This is a genomic window from Vibrio kanaloae (assembly GCF_024347535.1).
Taxonomy (GTDB): Bacteria; Pseudomonadota; Gammaproteobacteria; order Enterobacterales; family Vibrionaceae; genus Vibrio; species Vibrio kanaloae.
The window spans coordinates 244,313-260,405 of sequence record NZ_AP025498.1; the positions used below are offsets into that span (position 1 = coordinate 244,313).

10 protein-coding genes are annotated in these 16,093 nt (G+C 47.2%); 4 read left to right on the plus strand and 6 right to left on the minus strand.

Going from position 1 to position 16,093, the window contains the following annotated elements; genetic code table 11:
- Nucleotides 1-278: 278 nt before the first annotated feature.
- Nucleotides 279-1,322: an AraC family transcriptional regulator gene (locus OCV24_RS15405; protein WP_150877652.1), complete on the plus strand. Its 1,044-nt coding sequence runs from the start codon at nucleotides 279-281 to the stop codon at nucleotides 1,320-1,322.
- On the opposite strand, the gene OCV24_RS15410 is transcribed toward OCV24_RS15405, so the two are convergent.
- From OCV24_RS15410 to OCV24_RS15420, 3 genes are all read right to left on the minus strand, one after another.
- A complete protein-coding gene (locus OCV24_RS15410; RefSeq protein WP_016789465.1) occupies nucleotides 1,300-2,211 on the minus strand; it encodes an alpha/beta fold hydrolase in 912 nt (303 codons plus the stop codon). The two genes, OCV24_RS15405 and OCV24_RS15410, sit on opposite strands and share 23 nt — an antisense overlap.
- A gap of 460 nt (nucleotides 2,212-2,671) precedes the next feature.
- On the minus strand, nucleotides 2,672-4,720 hold the full coding sequence (locus OCV24_RS15415) for a prolyl oligopeptidase family serine peptidase (RefSeq protein ID WP_150877651.1): 2,049 nt from the start codon (nucleotides 4,718-4,720) through the stop codon (nucleotides 2,672-2,674).
- An 84-nt stretch (nucleotides 4,721-4,804) separates the two neighbouring features.
- Nucleotides 4,805-5,722: a LysR family transcriptional regulator gene (locus tag OCV24_RS15420; protein ID WP_017054950.1), complete on the minus strand. Its 918-nt coding sequence runs from the start codon at nucleotides 5,720-5,722 to the stop codon at nucleotides 4,805-4,807.
- Nucleotides 5,723-5,970: 248 nt separating this feature from the next.
- Between OCV24_RS15420 and OCV24_RS15425 the strand changes: the two genes are divergently transcribed.
- The 3 genes from OCV24_RS15425 (at nucleotide 5,971) to OCV24_RS15435 (ending at nucleotide 12,305) form a co-directional block, all read left to right on the plus strand.
- Nucleotides 5,971-7,677, plus strand: a complete 1,707-nt coding sequence (locus OCV24_RS15425; protein ID WP_136980601.1) for an L-lactate permease — start codon at nucleotides 5,971-5,973, stop codon at nucleotides 7,675-7,677.
- A gap of 204 nt (nucleotides 7,678-7,881) precedes the next feature.
- Nucleotides 7,882-9,021 (plus strand): FMN-dependent L-lactate dehydrogenase LldD, encoded by a 1,140-nt coding sequence (gene lldD, locus OCV24_RS15430; protein WP_017054952.1) that lies wholly within the window; start codon nucleotides 7,882-7,884, stop codon nucleotides 9,019-9,021.
- Nucleotides 9,022-9,449: 428 nt separating this feature from the next.
- Entirely contained in the window at nucleotides 9,450-12,305 is a 2,856-nt protein-coding gene (locus tag OCV24_RS15435; protein ID WP_150877650.1) for an FAD-binding and (Fe-S)-binding domain-containing protein, read from the plus strand.
- A 106-nt stretch (nucleotides 12,306-12,411) separates the two neighbouring features.
- Here the strand turns inward: OCV24_RS15435 and OCV24_RS15440 are convergent, their stop codons facing one another.
- From OCV24_RS15440 to OCV24_RS15450, 3 genes are all read right to left on the minus strand, one after another.
- Entirely contained in the window at nucleotides 12,412-12,654 is a 243-nt protein-coding gene (locus OCV24_RS15440; protein ID WP_012601190.1) for a hypothetical protein, read from the minus strand.
- A 160-nt stretch (nucleotides 12,655-12,814) separates the two neighbouring features.
- The gene (locus OCV24_RS15445; protein WP_150877649.1) at nucleotides 12,815-14,551 is read right to left on the minus strand and encodes an ABC transporter permease subunit; all 1,737 of its coding nucleotides are present in this window, start codon (nucleotides 14,549-14,551) and stop codon (nucleotides 12,815-12,817) included.
- 4 nt (nucleotides 14,552-14,555) lie between these two features.
- Complete coding sequence (locus OCV24_RS15450; RefSeq protein WP_150877648.1) at nucleotides 14,556-16,067, minus strand: ABC transporter substrate-binding protein; 1,512 nt, start codon at nucleotides 16,065-16,067, stop codon at nucleotides 14,556-14,558.
- Nucleotides 16,068-16,093 lie beyond the last annotated feature (26 nt).

A 16,093-nucleotide genomic window follows, 5' to 3' on the forward strand; every position in this document is an offset into this window, starting at 1 on the left:
GATCGCACAATTTACTTAAATAGAGGCTCGGGCTTGTTCAACACTTGGGATTTAACGTTAGCTACGCAACGCTTAACCCTTATTCGTTGGTCCCCCCAGACAAACGCAGTCCCTAACCCTAATTGAATAGAGGACATAGTCCGATTTTTGAGAGATTACTTTATAATCTCAATCAGCTAACATATTGTGAACTTACCATTTTTTAGAAGCACTCTAGATTGATAGACGAGGAATATTGCGATATTAGTTAGCTATGACTTAAAATTTTGGTAACACTCATGGCAGATAACTCTATCGATAAATCCGTTTCATTCGCCTCTGTCATTGAATTAGTAAATGCCTATTCACTGTTGCCTGCCGCTTTGCGTGAACAGGTAGAAGCATCTAATCACTTTGATGGTATAATGCTGGAGGCTATTCAAAACAGCGCTAAGCTAACGTTGTCGGCTCGACTTCCAGAAAGCCAAATGGTTGCCTTATGGTCACTACTCGAACAGCACCATCCATCGCCCGAAATTGGACTCATCATTGGGCAAACTATATCTCCTAAATCAAAAGGTGTACTCGCAAGTTGGGTAAGCCAATGCGCGACGTTAAGAGATGCATTTAACACCTTCCAAAGTAATATTTTTCTGATGAATGCTTCGGAGTGTTGGCAAGTGGATGACGATGGACAGCAGTGCCGCTTAACCCTCTCCATTGAATCACGCCATGATTACCCTAGAGCCGCCATTGAACGCAGCATGAGTGCGATGGTGGCATGGGCAAGAATGCTGAGTGCCCAGCCTTTCCCACTAACCAAAGCTAAGTTTGGGTATTTAACTCCGCACTATGTGGATAAATATCAACCCGCCTTTGGAGAAATCATTGAATTTAACAGTACTTATCACCAGTTGATATTTGAGTCGAAATGGCTCAACCTTCCCATTGCGACAAGTAGTGAGTATCTGAAAACGATGATGGCAAAAACCGCACAAAGTCATCTTGAGACACTAACGAAAACCCAACCTCTCCAGCAGCAAGTCAGGACCATAGTAGCAAACGCACTAGAAAATGGAGAACTGCTCAGCGTAGACAAAGTTGCGCAGCAATTACACTTCAGCCGACAAACGCTCTACCGCAAACTGGTAAAAGAGCATACCTCCTTCCAGAGTCTTCTTGATGATACTAGAAAACAGCTAGCAGTCCGTTGGCTAACTCAAACCCCGCCTCCAAGCCTTACCGAGTTGAGCTATCGTCTTGGTTTTAAAGATACCAGCAGCTTCTACAAAGCGTTCAAGCGCTGGCACCAGGTTACTCCTAAGGCTTACCTCTCGAGATAAACTGTTTAAATGCCTCTGCTGATCGCTCTGGGACCTCTTCCATCGGTAAGTGTCCAACATCGTCATACACAACAGCATAAGAGCCCCGAATATCACGCTCAAATCTTCTCGCATTTTCAGCTGGAAAATAACGGTCTTCCTTCCCCCAAAGAATAAGCGTCGGCTTAGCAATTTGTGTTATCTTTTCCGAGTCCTCATCCAGCGATGCCTTGACGCGACGTGTGAATCCCTGTCGGTTTTGTTGGTAGGTAGTCAGTTCGTAGTAACGATCAATCAACACCGCACCCACAAGTTGCGGGTCGAAGTAAACTTCTTTAAGCCCATCTTCGAATATAAACCTTGGAGTGACATGTTCCATTATTTTATCGATGACGGGCCACTGGGCCATCTCAATGCCTGGCGGCCACGATTCTTGCGGATAACCTAACGCATTTATCAACGTAAGGGTTATAACCTGCTCTGGATGTTGCAAACCGTACTCCCACACTATGCGTCCTCCTAAAGAGCTACCTACAAAATGTGCCTGTTCGATGTCGAGCTCTCTCGTAAATGCGTTCAAAAAGGCAATATCGTCAGCGATTTCGTACTGGTTTTGAGGCTGATGCCCAGTCAAGCCAAAACCCGGCAAGTCCATACGTACGACGCGGTAGTCTTGTTTGAGGATTTGCGTCCATTGCTCCCACGCGTGAAGTGACGACGAAGTGCCATGCAATAAAATCACCACCTCACCCTGTCCTTCATCTCGGTAATGCACACGTTTACCTTCAATAGTGGCAAATTTAGAAGCGTGATTTGTGTATTTCTGTTCAATAGCTTGTGAGCTATTTTGTGCGCCACACCCTTGTAGCAAAATGACCAAAGCCATCATTGGTGCCACATTCCAATTCATACTTTCCTCTCCCTATTTACTGCGTTTTCCATTCTAGAAACTTGAGTGTAGAGGCTATGGTGGTGAGAAATAGGTCTTAAGGTTGCAATATGGTGTTTTTAGGGCTTATTTGACTTTAGTGAGGGAACAAGAACGAAGGAGGTGAAAGGAAAGAGTGATTTAGCACACAGACCAAGCCATGCCGGCTTGGTCTGTTCTCGTCTAGTTAGCTGACCTTTGAAGCATCTGATAATGTTTTGCCTGTTCACACTTAAAATTGAGCATGATCCTACCCTATTTCATCGTATTAGATTTAGTATGGAAAAAGTCTGTGAGCAGGATATGAATGAGTGAAAGGCCTACCAAATAATGGGGCAGAAGTGTTTTAGCTTACCTGCCCCGTATTATTTGATATGGTGAAAAACCGATCAATACTTACCGTAAATGATCACATCTTATTAGAAGTAGACAAATTGCCCTCTCACAATTCAACTCCCATATTGAACAGGGTAAACGCGTAGATATCAGCCGTGAGATCGATCGCTTTGCTCAGCGGCATTCCGGCACCGTGACCCGCATTAACATCGATACGAATCATCACAGGTGAGCCACCTTCATGCTTGTCTTGTAGCTCTGCGATGAACTTATAAGAGTGAGCCGGTACCACGCGATCATCGTGATCAGCTGTAGTAACCAATGTCGCAGGGTAATCCGTGCCGCGCACCACATTATGAACCGGAGAATAGCCAAGCAGATATTCGAACATCTCTCTGTTTTGCGCTGATGTACCGTAGTCGTACGCCCAGCCTTCACCTGACGTGAATGTGTGGTAACGCAGCATATCTAGCACCCCGACAGCAGGCAGAGCCACTTGGAAAAGCTCAGGCCTTTGTGTCATACAAGCACCCACCAGCAAACCACCGTTAGAACCGCCGCGAATCGCTAACTTGTTGCTGCTGGTGTAATTTTCTGCGATTAAGAACTCCGCAGCCGCAATGAAGTCGTCAAACACATTCTGCTTTTGCTGCTGAGTACCCGCTTTGTGCCACGCCTTTCCATACTCGCCACCGCCACGTAAATTAGGCACCGCATACACACCACCTAGTTCCAACCAACTGCCAACCGTGCCCGAGAAAGAAGGCGTTAGGCTAACGTTGAAGCCGCCATAGGCGTACAAAATAGTTGGGTTGTTACCGTCTAGTTTTAAGCCCTTCTTATAAGAGATAAGCATCGGAACCTGCGTTCCATCCTTTGAGGTATAGAAGACCTGTTCAGACTCAAATTGATCCGACTCAAACGGAGACTCAGAGCGTTGGTAGATTTCAGAGCTCCCAGATTCAACATCAAAAGAGAAAATCGTTGGCGGCGTTACATAGTTGGTAAAGGTGTAATAAAGCTGAGTTTGCTCTTTTTTACCACCTAAGCCACTGGCCGTTCCCAGCCCAGGCAAATGAATTTCACGAACTAGGTTACCTTGGTAATCCAACTGCTCAATCTTAGACACCACATCCACCATGTAGTGGGCAAACAAGTAGCCACCGCCGGTGCTGATATCCAATGGCTGTGGCTTTTCAGGGATGATTTCGAGCCATTTCCCATCGTGAGTATCAAAGCTCACCACCTTGCCATTAGCCGCATCAAGATTCGTATATAGAATGAAGGTCTCATCTTGGTTATCGATGAGGTACGTATCGCTATCCACATGATCAATCAGCGTGTTCAGCGATTGTTCTGGTGAATTCAAATCTATATAGAACAGTCTGTTACCCGACGTCGACTCTCGCCCTAGAATGACTAAGTAACGGTCATCTTCGGTGGTGTAGCCTGACACATAGCGGTGCTGCTCGCCGTTATTCTCACCAAAAATCACTTTGTCGCTAGCTTGCTCTGTACCCAACTCATGGAAGTAAAGTTTATGCTGTTCGGTACGTGCAGAAAGCTGGCTGCCGTCGGGCTTGTCGTAGCTAGAGTAATAAAAGCCGCGGTTCCCCAACCAAGAAATACCGGTAAACTTCGCATCGGTGATTTCGGCTTCAAGCTGCTGTTTAGTCTCGGTATCAATAACAAAGATCTTACGCCAATCGCTACCGCCCTCAGAAATGCTGTACGCCACCAAGCTGTAGTCTTTAGAAAACGACACCGAACCCAGTGATGTGGTGCCATCTTCCGAAAAGGTATTCGGATCTAAGAAAACCTCTTCTTGTTGTCCTTCTTTCTGACGATAAAGAATACTGTGATTTTGCAAGCCATCATTCTTATAGACATAGGTGTAATCACCTCGCACAAACGGCTGCGAGCTCTTTTTGTAGTCTTGCGCTTTCGCCAGTCGCTCTCGCAACTCATCTCGATACGGGATTTGAGCAAGGTAATCGAACGTGACCTCATTTTGGCTCGCCACCCACTGCGCAGTTTCGTCACTTCTGTCGTCTTCTAACCAGCGATAAGGATCTTCAATGATCTGACCGAAATAGTCATCGCTGACGATCTGTTTGTTGGTAATTGGATATTGATACTCTTTTAAATAGCTCATCGTGATCCTTATTTAAAGTGATGGTAACGCTATAACGTTGTTTGGAAGCTGTAACTTTGGAAACCTAAGCTTCAAACTCATAGCTTAAAAATAGTGTGAAATCGTCAGGTAGCGAGTTCTGATGTGTTCAATCAATAACTTAATCTTGTTTGGCGGCTGGCGAGTAAATGGGTACACCGCATAAATACCCAGCTTTTTACCGACTAAGTCAGGGAAGATATCCACCAGCTGGCCGTTGCGAATATCGTGATACACCAAACAACGCGGTACATACGCGATACCGTGACCACCCAAGGCTGCTTTGCGTAAAGCGGTCGCGTTGTCTGTCGAGAAAGAGCCCGAGACACGCACGATGTACTTATCGTTATCGGTGAAACCGTCTTTACTATGCAAAAATTGCCATTCACTGGCACCCGTTGTTTGGTAAGCGTACTGCAAGCAATTGTGCTCAACTAACTCTTTGGGCAGCATAGGCTTACCGTTTTTTGCTATATAAGATGGGGAAGCACACACCACCCATTGTGAATCCAATATATGACGTGCAATGAGGCTGGAATCTTCCAAATAACCGGTTCGAATCACCAAGTCGAGGCCATCCTCGACCAAATCAACAAATCGATTATTAAGAGACATGTCGACAGTTAAACCTGGGTGCATATTACAAAATTCAGCAACAGCGTCTGCGAGAATCAAATCTCCGGAGATAGTAGGCACTGACATTTTGATGTGGCCACTGACATTTTCACCAAAGCCTGAAACAGCATCCATAGCCTCTTGAGCCGCCTGCTTCACATTTTTGGCGCTATGTAGCATCGCCTTACCCGCCTCGGTAAGCGTTAATTTACGTGTTGTTCGATATAACAATTGCACGCCAATCTCTTCTTCCAAACGCGCAATTCTCTTACTAACTACCGAATTTGTAAGGTTATTTTGCTCTGCCACCTTACTAAAGCTACCCAGCTCCACTACCTGTGAAAACAGGATCAAATCATCTGCTCGCATCTGATTATGCCAATTTTGGAATTAATTATTTTCATTATTTCCCTATATCAATAAAAAATAAAGGGGTAGATTCACGCCAAATTAACAAAACAATTACAAAAACAGCTTTTGCAATCAGATCGATTAAAAATAAAGACACTCTAATTACAACAATTGAATCTACAGGGTTCAAATTACACCTACAAAACTAATGACGTGTTATTCACTTCAAACATGAACGTTTGAAAAACAAGTACGAGGAAGTACCCATGAGTGAAACTCTACTGGCTCTATTGGCCTTTTCACCAATAGTTGTTGCAGCTATTCTGCTGGTTGGCCTGAATTGGCCTGCGAAAAAAGCGATGCCAGTGGCATTTGCATTGACCGTTGCTATCGCCTTATTAAGTTGGGATATGTCTGGCACTCGCGTGCTGGCTTCCGTATTCCAAGGCTTCGGCATTACGGTGTCGGTTCTCTGGATTGTGTTTGGCGCTATCTTCTTATTAAACACTTTGAAACACACCGGAGCTATCACCACCATTCGCAACGGATTTACTGACATATCAGCAGACCGTCGTGTTCAGGCAATCATCATTGCTTGGTGTTTTGGTTCATTCATTGAGGGCGCATCTGGCTTCGGCACACCGGCTGCCATCGCTGCACCACTATTGGTTGCTATCGGCTTCCCAGCGCTGGCTGCGGTATTGATGGGTATGATGATCCAATCTACACCGGTATCGTTCGGCGCGGTTGGTACACCTATCATCGTTGGTGTGAACAAAGGTTTGGATACGCACAACATCGGTGAAAGCCTGATTGCCAATGGTTCAACATGGGATGCTTACCTACAACAGATCACATCAAGTGTGGCGATCATCCACGCCTGCGTTGGTGTGATGATTCCTGTATTGATGGCGATGATGCTGACCCGTTTCTTCGGCAAGAACAAAAGTTGGACTGAAGGTTTAGATATCCTGCCGTTCGCACTGTTCGCAGGGGCTGCTTTCACCATTCCTTACGCACTCACTGGTGTCTTCCTAGGTGCTGAGTTCCCATCACTAATTGGTGGTTTGGTTGGCCTTGCGGTTGTAGTAACGGCAGCAAAACGTGGCTTCCTTGTTCCAAAGTCAAAGTGGGATTTCGAAAGCGAAGACAAATGGCCAGCTGAATGGCTAGGTTCTTTGAAGGTCGATTTAGACGACACTCATTCAAACAATAAGCAAGATCATAAAAAAATGAGCATGGCGATGGCATGGGCACCTTACGTGCTGCTCGCTGTCACTCTGGTTGCTAGCCGTGTGAGCCCTGAGTTCAAAGGCCTGCTTAAGAGCGTTAGCCTTTCTTTCAGTAACATCCTTGGCGAAACCGGCGTAAGTACAGCGATTCAACCTCTGTATCTACCTGGCGGTATCTTGGTCTTCGTCGCACTGGTTGCGGTTCTAATACAGTCACGCAGCGCAACACCTTTAGTAAAAGCCTTTGGTGAATCAAGTAAAACTCTGATAGGCGCTGGTTTTGTGTTGGTGTTCACTATCCCGATGGTACGTATCTTCATTAACTCTGGCGTGAACGGTGCTGATTTGGCAAGTATGCCAGTAACCACTGCGAATTTCGCGGCTGACTTAGTGGGCGGAGCATTCCCCGCGCTGAGTGCAACAGTTGGTGCTTTAGGTGCATTCATTGCAGGTTCGAACACAGTATCGAACATGATGTTCAGCCAATTTCAGTTCGAAGTCGCGCAAACTCTGAATATATCTAGCGTTGTAGTTGTCTCCCTGCAAGCCGTGGGTGCCGCCGCCGGTAACATGATTGCGATTCACAACGTGGTCGCCGCATCGGCAACGGTTGGTCTACTAGGGCGTGAAGGTGCAACACTGCGTAAAACAATTATCCCAACGTTCTACTACTTAGTAATGAGTGGAATCATCGGCCTCGTAGTTATCTACGGATTCAAAATGACAGACGTGCTTATGTAAACCATAAGTCGTTACTAGAGCACTTGGCGTTAGTACCCAATTCCCCCGACTGCAACACCGTCTCATAAGACAGTTGATGAGTTTCGGAATGGACACTAGAACACATCAACCCTTCGGGTATTAACGCCATTTTATAAAGAAAACATGCAGCCCAAGCTAAGCTCTCATAGAAGGGCAACATCCCAAGAATTTAGGACTGAAATTATGATCATATCCGCATCGACTGATTACCGCGCCGCAGCAAAAGCGAAACTGCCTCCGTTTCTTTTCCACTACATTGATGGCGGCTCTTACGGAGAGCATACCCTACGCCGTAACACGGCTGACCTTGCTGAGATTGCGCTCAAGCAGCGTGTCCTCAATGACATGTCGGAACTAAATTTAGAAACCGAGTTGTTTGGTGAAAAGCTAGCGATGCCGATTGCCTTAGCGCCGGTTGGCCTAACGGGCATGTACGCACGACGTGGTGAAGTACAAGCAGCAAAAGCCGCCGATAACAAAGGCATTCCTTTTACGATGTCGACCGTGTCGGTGTGCCCGATTGAAGAAGTGGCACCTAAGATTGAACGCCCAATGTGGTTTCAACTTTACGTGCTAAAAGACCGTGGCTTCATGAAGAACGTTCTTGAACGCGCAAAAGCAGCAGGCGTAACCACACTAGTCTTCACGGTTGATATGCCCGTACCGGGTGCTCGCTACCGTGACATGCACTCAGGAATGAGCGGCCCAAATGCAGCGATGCGTCGTGTATTTCAATCGATGCGTCATCCTAGTTGGGCTGTTGATGTTGGTTTGTTGGGTAAACCACACGATCTTGGCAATATCTCTACTTACCGCGGTTCTCCAACCAAACTTGAAGACTACATCGGTTGGTTGGGTGACAACTTCGACCCGTCGATTTCATGGAAAGACCTAGAGTGGATCCGTGATTTCTGGGATGGCCCAATGGTCATTAAAGGCATTCTTGATGAAGAAGATGCAAAAGATGCCGTGAGATTTGGCGCAGACGGCATTGTGGTTTCAAACCACGGTGGTCGTCAGCTTGATGGTGTTCTATCGAGTGCCAAAGCCTTGCCTGCAATTGCAGATGCAGTAAAAGGGGACACTAAGATTCTGGTCGACTCTGGCATTCGTACTGGCTTAGATGTGGTTCGTATGATGGCGATGGGCGCAGACTGCACCTTGCTTGGTCGCTCTTTCGTCTACGCGTTAGCAGCGCAAGGACAAGCAGGTGTTGAGAACCTACTCGACCTTTACGACAAAGAGATGCGCGTTGCGATGACTCTAACTGGCGCCAAGACAATCAAAGACTTAACCCGTGATTCTCTGGTGGGGCTAGATTAAACCTCAACGACTTAGGTTCGGATTCGGACTAATGCTTTGGTCTACTTCGACTGAAGTTCAATCGGTGTCACAGCAATTACACTGCCGTTGTGACACCGTTTAAGCACTGGAAAATAAAATAAAAAACTAGGGCGTGTTGACCTTTCGAGCTGATTTTTGCAGCGAGTTGCTGGGTATTTATACAAGGCAGAGGCGTCGATGTGTAGCTAGCCTACATGAGAAGCCGATAACGTAGTAGAAATGGCCAGCAAACGCTGCCCGAAGGGTTCGGCTAAAAGCGTTTTACTCTTTGTTGAGGGGGATTTGCTTAGAGTGCTAGGCTACTTCCCCCTCGCCGCGATTAAAACGCTTTTATCTCGAACAAAATTTAACCACGAAAGGTCAACACGCCCTGACCAGTGCCAAATAAGAAGCACAAGGAAGCAAAGATGGAGACAAACACATCCCATGAGCGAGTAGTAGACGCACAAGCTTATCAGCAGCTTGAATCGATACTGGCTCAAAAAATAGAAACAGAACGCATTGTCACTCAAGAGGCAAAGCGATTGGCTTACGGCACCGATGCGAGTTTTTATCGCTTGGTGCCGAAAATGGTTCTAAGGCTTAAGAACTTAGACGAAGTGATATTCACCATTCAAAGCTGTCGTGAACACGGTATCCATTTTACTTTCCGTGCAGCAGGCACCAGTCTTTCAGGACAAGCCGTTTCAGACTCTGTACTCATCACACTGACCGACGACTGGCGCGGCCACGAAATCGTAGACAACGGCAATCAGATCATTCTTCAGCCCGGTGTGATTGGCGCAGATGCCAACAAATACCTTGCCCCTTTCCAACGTAAAATCGGCCCAGATCCAGCTTCAATCAATACTTGTAAAATCGGTGGTATAGCGGCGAATAACGCCAGTGGCATGTGTTGTGGTACTGCGCAAAACTCTTATCGCACCGTCGAGAGCATGAAAATCGTATTGAGTGATGGTTCCCTACTTGATACCGCAGACAGTGCTAGCGTCGAGGCGTTCAAGCAATCACACAAAGCGCTATTTGAAGGCATTGTTGATTTACACAGACAGACTAGCTCGAATCAAGAACTGGCAGACAGAATCCGCCATAAATACCGCCTTAAAAACACTACAGGCTATGCACTCAATGCCTTGGTCGATTACCACGATCCAATTGAGATCATCAAACACTTGATGATTGGCTCTGAAGGCACGCTAGGCTTCATCGCAGAGATCACCTACAACACGGTTATCGAACACCCAAACAAAGCTTCGGCTCTGTTGGTGTTTGCCGACATAGAACAAGCAAGTAAAGCCGTTACTACACTATCAAAAACGCCGGTTGCTGCGGTGGAATTGATGGATGGCAGAGCACTACGTTCAGTCGCGGATAAGCCGGGTATGCCTGCCTTTATGTCGAGCCTAAACTTAGAAGCTGCGGCTATTTTGGTTGAATCACACGCCAGCTCCCAGCCGGACTTAGATTTACAATGTAAATCAATTTTGGATGCATTAGCTGATTACACGATTGTTGAATCTGTCCCTTTCACTTCCGATCCAAAGACAGTCACAACCCTATGGGGCATTCGAAAAGGCATGTTCCCTGCCGTTGGCGCGGTTCGTGAAGTCGGTACGACCGTTATCATTGAAGATGTGGCTTTCCCTGTCGAAAACCTCGCTACTGGTATTCGAGAGCTGCAAGAGTTGTTCGACAAATACGACTACAGCGAAGCGATCATTTTCGGCCATGCCCTCGAAGGCAACCTGCATTTTGTGTTTACTCAAGGCTTTGATAGCCAAGAAGAGATCGACCGTTACGGCGGATTCATGGATGACGTTGCCGAGCTAGTCGCTGTGAAATACCAAGGTTCTTTGAAAGCGGAACACGGCACTGGCCGCAACATGGCGCCTTATGTGGAATTGGAATGGGGCAAAGACGGCTACGCCTTGATGCAACAGATCAAAGCACTGTTCGATCCAGAAAGGCTGCTCAACCCCGGCGTTATCATCAACGACAACCCGAATTCACACATCACCAATTTGAAGCCAATGCCTGCGGCAGATGACCTTGTCGACCGCTGTATTGAGTGTGGCTTCTGTGAGCCTGTTTGTCCGTCTCGTACCTTAACCCTATCGCCTCGCCAACGTATCGTGCTGTACCGCGAGTTACAACGCCGCCGTGCTGAAGGTGAAGAGATAGAAGCAAGCGAACTAGAAAAAACCTTTGAATATCAAGGCATTGATACCTGCGCCGCAACCGGCCTGTGTGCCGAGCGTTGCCCAGTGGGAATCAACACCGGTGATTTGATTAAGAAGCTTCGTATTGCCAAGTATGAGAAATTTACGCCAATCGCTAAGTGGACAGCGGATCACTTCTCGACCACCACCAAGCTGACTAAGGCTGGCCTCAAAACCAACCAAGTGGCGAGCAAAGTGTTAGGCGCAAATACCGTCGGTAAGCTAACCAATGGCTTGCGCTCGATGACTAAAGGCGCGACACCGGTTTGGATGCCAGAGATGCCGCAATCCAATAGCCACTCGCTAGTCTCATCCCCAGTGACGGCAGAATCCTCAAGCAATCATAAGAAGGTGGTTTACCTCCCTTCCTGTGCAAGTCGCACCATGGGACAACAAAGCGATGCGGGCGACCAACGTCCTCTAACGGAAGTGACCATGTCTTTGCTTAACAAAGCCGGATTTGAGGTGATTCTTCCGAAGAAGCTAGACGACCAATGTTGTGGCATGCCTTACGACAGCAAAGGGATGACCGATTTAGCCCAATCTAAAGCTCAACAGCTCGAAGAAGTGTTGTGGCAAGCGAGTCGTCAGGGTGAATACCCAGTATTAATGGATACCAGCCCATGTGCTAAACGCAGTATTGAGCAATTCACCAAGCCATTAGAAGTACTAGAGCCGACAGGGTTTGTGAACCAATACCTGCTTGAGCACCTGACACTTGAGCCGTTGCAAGAAACCGTGATGCTGCATGTAACTTGTAGCTCTCGTCGAATGGGTTTGGAAGGCGCGATGTTGAGCCTTGCTAAAGCCTGTACCGAAGAGGTCATCGTTCCTGAACATATTCAATGCTGTGGTTGGGCAGGTGATAAAGGCTTTACCACACCAGAGCTAAATGAGGCGGCAGTACATCCACTCAAAGAACAAGTGCCGAGCAACTGCACTCGTGGATTCAGCAACAGCCGAACCTGTGAGATCGGTTTGTCACATCACAGTGGCATTCCGTATCAATCAATCTTGTACTTGGTTGACGAAGTGGCGCAATAGCCCCATTCATACTGCGAGCGACGTGCTCTAGCTTAAAACGAAAAATGGCAGCCCAATCAGGCTGCCATTTGTTTATTCGATTTCAAACGTGCTACTGAGCTAACAGTTAGAGAGCTAAGCGCATCAACTCTTCTGGCGAGTAGTGTTCTGCTTCTGCACCTTTGGCGATTAAGTCGATCACTTGAAATTCGCTCATGTCACCAAACTCTTTGGTTAAGTAATCACGAAACGCTTTCTCGTTCGGCCACTTACCTCGCACGATATAGCCCTCTTCTTTATCGAAATCTTCCGTCTCAAAGAAAGAAAAGTCAGTCATACCAATATTGTGGCAATACAAAACGAGATACATGTTGAATCCTTAACGCTGAACACTTAACTAAGCTGAAAACCGATCGACAACCGATCCGAAAGCCAATTCAAAAAAACAGGCTTAAGGTTACAACATAAATGCCAAATCGAACACTCTATCGAACACCCAATCAAGGACTTAAGCAACCTGCACTTTTTCGTTAATCATCAAACATCATGTTGATAGCCGCGCCTAACAGAATCAACCCAACAATTGGTCCCATGACTGCCAATGGCGCGCGTTCAATGTAGGGCAAGTTTTCTGCAATCATCAAACCCCATTCCGGTGCAGGCGGTTTCGCACCTAAACCGATGAAGCTTAGCGAGGTCAGGCTCAATGTGATTACTGGCAGCCTCAACATCGCGTGTCTCAGCAAAGGTGGCAATACATAAGGAAGCAAGTAGAAACGGAATATTCGAAGCTTGCTGGTACCCCACAATGGCGCGAGATGCGTATAAGGTTGAGCCTTTGCTTCCACGATTAAGCTTGAGCAGTGCGCCGCTAATGGCGCCCAAGATACCAATACAATCGCGATTAATGCACTGCTCGGATTCATCCCCGTTAAGCCCGCAACCAACAGGCCTGCAATAATGTAAGGAATGCCCTTAGTGATCTCGATAAGGCCTTGGCTAAAGCGGGTGTTGAAACCCATGATGATGCCTGTCACCAAACTCAAGAACGTTGCTAAAATACCGGCTTGGAAGGTCGCAACCATACCAGAACCAATTCTCGCCAGTAGGTCTCGGCCAATGCCATCCGCTCCCAAAGGTGCTTGCCAACTCGGCGATGCTAAGCGTGCAAACTGACTGGTGTATGGGTCTCGAAATGCAGCCCAAACTACGATAGCAATTAGGAATGAGAAAATCGTAAAAGCAGTGACACGTTTAGCTCGGCTCTGGGTAAAACGAAACGAAGAGTGGCTACTGATGAGCTTCCCGCTTTTCAGGCTATGACCCAGAATCAATTGTTGAACAAACAAGCTCATGCTGCTCACGGCAATCGAAAACAGCAGCAATACTAATAAGCCGCCTTGCAACATTGGTAAATCTTGCGCCTTAGCAGCACCAAGAATCATGCGTCCGATACCCGGAATCGAGAAGATAAGCTCAACCGCGACCGCACCGCCCGTTAAGCCAATAACGATCATTGCAATTTGTGGGATCAGGCTGCTTAGCGCTCTTTTCATCGCAAAGCGAATAATTTGGTTGGAGTGAACGTTGGCACTGAGCCAAGTGATCACCCAAGGTTCATTTAAAACGCGTTGTAAACTGTCTCTGAGTAGGCGGCTAAATAGGCCACTAGCAGGCAGTGCGAGCGCTAAACTCGGTAGCCAGATATCTTGCCAGCCTTGCCAACCATACGGTGGCAACCAACCCAACCAGATTGAGAACACCAGTATTAATACCGAGGCCGCCACGTACTCTGGCAAGGATATTAATACGGTGCTTAAACTGCTGTAACTCTGCCCCAGTTTGCCCTTCTTCCAACTGCGTAAGGTAGCAAGTAAGCCTGCACCACACAGTACGAAAGTCATCACAAGTGCGCTCGACATCAGAAACAGAGACGTCGACGCTGTCTTTTGAATACCTAATGCAACTGAGGAACCATCAATCCATGATTTACCTAGATCACCTGAAAAAGCACTTCCGACCCAGTCGATTAGGCGCTCAATGGCTGAACGGTCAAGCTGAAGATCAGCACGTACCGCCGCTAAAGCTTCAGGCGTAAGCAGGTGTTGTTGCCCCGCTCTAGCCCTCAGAATAGATTGGCTTGGGTCGATGCCTGCAATGTCAGGCATCAAGCCAACAAGAATCACCACCACAATCAGTGAGGCGATTCTTGATATCCAAGGCGTCAAGATAAATAGAGTTCGACGCAGAGTCTCAGCAGATAACATTTATTTAGTTAGCCTGTGTTGCCGGGTTAACTTGTGTCGTTTGATCAACCAAGCGACGCTCACTTGGGTCACGAACCACATTGCTCACGCGCTCGCTTTCACCTTGAATCACACGTTCGTGAAGCAGTGGAATAGCAGCGAAGTCGTTAAGGATTTTTTGCTCAGCTTCGATGATCGCTTGCTGACGCAGTGCGCCTAGTGGTTGCAGATCAGCGTGAGTCAGTGCTTGGTCTACTTCTTGAGAACAGAATTGACCAAGATTGAATGAACCCTTACAGCCAAAGTCACTCATCATGTAAGCCACTGGGTCACCCGAATCTAGAACCGTTGCACGAGAAAGGATAAACGCATCGAACTTGCCTGAGAGCGCATCATTCTCGATCTGAGCGTATTCACGGATATCCAGCTCAACTTTGAAACCAGCCGCTTCAAGTTGTTGTTTCAGTAGCGCTGCCACTTCTGGAAGCTCAGCACGGTCGGTAAAGGTACCGATAACAATGCTTTCTCCGTTCGCTTTTAGTGTCTTGTCGACTGCCTGACCTTCAGGTCGAATTGGTTCAGCCCAAGCAAGTGCAGGACCTAATAGACCTTGTGCGATATCCGCGTGGTTTTCATAAACGGTATTCACGATCTGCTCACGGTCTACCGCAGCAGCCGCTACCTTACGCAAGTTAATATCGCTGAATACGCCTGACTCGTTGTTTAGGTAAAGCGTATTGGTACGAGGCATTGCCACTTCATAAAGTAGGTTCGGAGCAATGGTCGCGATTTGTGAAACGGGCACTGCTTCAACGATGTCTGCCGTGCCTGTTCTTAGAGCTGCAGCACGAGCAAAACCGTTAGGAACGTATTCTGCAATCACAGATTCAACTTGCGCTTTTTCACCCCAGTAGCCATCGAAACGTTTTAGCTTCGCGCTGGTTGTACCGTTAATTTCAGTCAACTCAAACGGGCCAGTACCTGCACTCATTGGGCTAACGCGGCCATCTTCTTGGTAAGCACTGGCTGCTAGGATCGCTAATTGAGGGCTTGATAAACGGCTTGGTAAAAGAGGGTCATCAAAGCTGGTCTTGATCTCTACGCGGTAGTTGTCCATCGCTTTCACTTCTAGATCGACACCATCTAGGATACGTGGCTTAGGTGCCGCTTCCAGCGCTTTCTGCAGAGAGTTCACAACAGACTCTGCGGTTAATGTAGAGCCATCGTGGAATTTAACACCTTGGCGAATCGTGAACTGCCAAGTCAGTGGATCAAGATGTTTCCAATCAGTCGCCAACATAGGTTGTGCTTCTGAGGTTGGGCTCAAGTTCACTAACGTTTCAGCCGTGCTCCAACGTGATAGTTTGAACGCGTCATCAGAAAGTGGTGACAAGCCCGTTCTTGGCGGTTGCATCATCGCAACTCGGATTTCAGATTTGACCGCCGCATCGCTCGACTCTGGTTGAGAGTCAAAACAGCCCGTCAAAGGCAAGGCCAGCGCTAGAGCGCAAGCCAGTTTGATTGAATTAAAACGCATAGTTATTTTTCTCTGTAAGCTGTGTT